This window comes from Acetonema longum DSM 6540, assembly GCF_000219125.1.
Classification (GTDB): domain Bacteria; phylum Bacillota; class Negativicutes; order Sporomusales; family Acetonemataceae; genus Acetonema; species Acetonema longum.
On sequence record NZ_AFGF01000222.1, the window covers coordinates 1 to 1,373 of the forward strand.

At 41.4% G+C, this 1,373-nt stretch carries 1 protein-coding gene and 1 pseudogene; both read left to right on the forward strand.

Going from position 1 to position 1,373, the window contains the following annotated elements:
- Positions 1-831: pseudogene (locus ALO_RS22605) on the forward strand (hypothetical protein); the annotation flags it as partial.
- A complete protein-coding gene (locus ALO_RS17435; RefSeq protein ID WP_004098738.1) occupies positions 831-1,166 on the forward strand; it encodes a hypothetical protein in 336 nt (111 codons plus the stop codon). The pseudogene ALO_RS22605 and the gene ALO_RS17435, both read left to right, overlap by 1 nt.
- Positions 1,167-1,373 lie beyond the last annotated feature (207 nt).

Below are 1,373 nucleotides of genomic sequence, written 5' to 3' on the forward strand. Positions count from 1 at the left end.
GGAATCACGACGAAAGACACCTATTTCGCTGGGATAGTAAAAGACCAGTACTTCTTTGAATGGAATGGAAAACTCCGTACAATCACCGTACTCGACGAAACTGATGCACAGAAGAAAGAACGATTAAAAGGTAAGCTGGGCGAATTCGCTTATGGAATGACTATTCTGGGGTTGGGCTATTCGGGGAGCAGCGTAATCGGGAAATTTGGTATTGGCAAATATGTAGCTGTTGGAAATAAAGCGGCAGATGCCGCGGAAACATTATCAGAAACAGCTGCTAAAGGCGCTGCAAAAGTAGATGTGGCTCAGCCAGTGGGGACTGCGAAAAGGTCGGACAGTTTTATAGATTTTGATTTACAACTTTTCGCGGAAAGCGGAGACGTTGGTAAGGGGCCGACTAAGAGTAATGCTAAGGTTATAGAGAAAGTTGAAATAGTTGATAAAAAAGGAAGTCCACTTGGAGAAATTGATGGTATTGATCTAAATAAGAAATTATTTATTGAGGACAAGTCGGCTGCGGGTCTTAGTAAAATAAATCCTAACACCGGAATGCCTCAACAAACTGCACAGCAATGGGCTGATAAACAGATACTGGGTAAAACCCAAGACAGAATCAATCGTCTAGAAAATGAAGCAGTAGCAACAAGAGCGACAAAAGATGGAACGCAAGGCATACCGGATCTATCGGAGATTCAAAACATCAAAAAATTTGAATTTAGAATTGATGCAGATACTCCAGAATTAAGAACTGCTGTTAAGAATGCCCTTGAACAACTTAGAGCAAAATATCCGAATTATACCTTTGACGCTGTATTTGGAGGTGGCCGCTAATGTCTGTATATGCTTATATTCTTAACGCAGAAAACGATTTTGAAAAGAGCCTTTCTACCCCTGTGGCTGTAGAAAAATTCTTCAATGAATTTTGGTTGCCTGCTGCAGAAGAATTAGGCCTTAAATGGATTCCTACATTTTCTGCTGGTATGGATGTAACAAAAGAAGATGTATCAGAAATACTTGACGAACTTAGTCGACTAAAAAAATGGGCAAAAAAACATCAACAAATGAGTCAAGATGATAGAACGTATATGATTAGCAGAATTGAGTTGTTAGAAGAAAGACTACCCCAGGCTTTTCGACGCGAAAATGCAGTTATGTTTATTGGATAGCAGGGCACAAGGGGACGGGATACAACGAAACGGTTCTTCTTCTGTGTCCTCTGGCCGCCACTTTCCAAACCAACGGCAGAGTTGACACTGGGGACGGTCAAATGGGTTCTGAACAACTAAACCCGCATAAAGCATGAAAAACCAAACAGCAGAGTAACGGACAAAATAAGTTCGTGCCCTGCTGTTTGGTTATACGGGGAATAAGCC

Coding starts and splice junctions, on each gene's coding strand:
- ALO_RS17435 (WP_004098738.1), top strand. CDS start 831: ATGTCTGTATATGCTTATATTCTTAACGCAGAAAACGATTTTGAAAAG.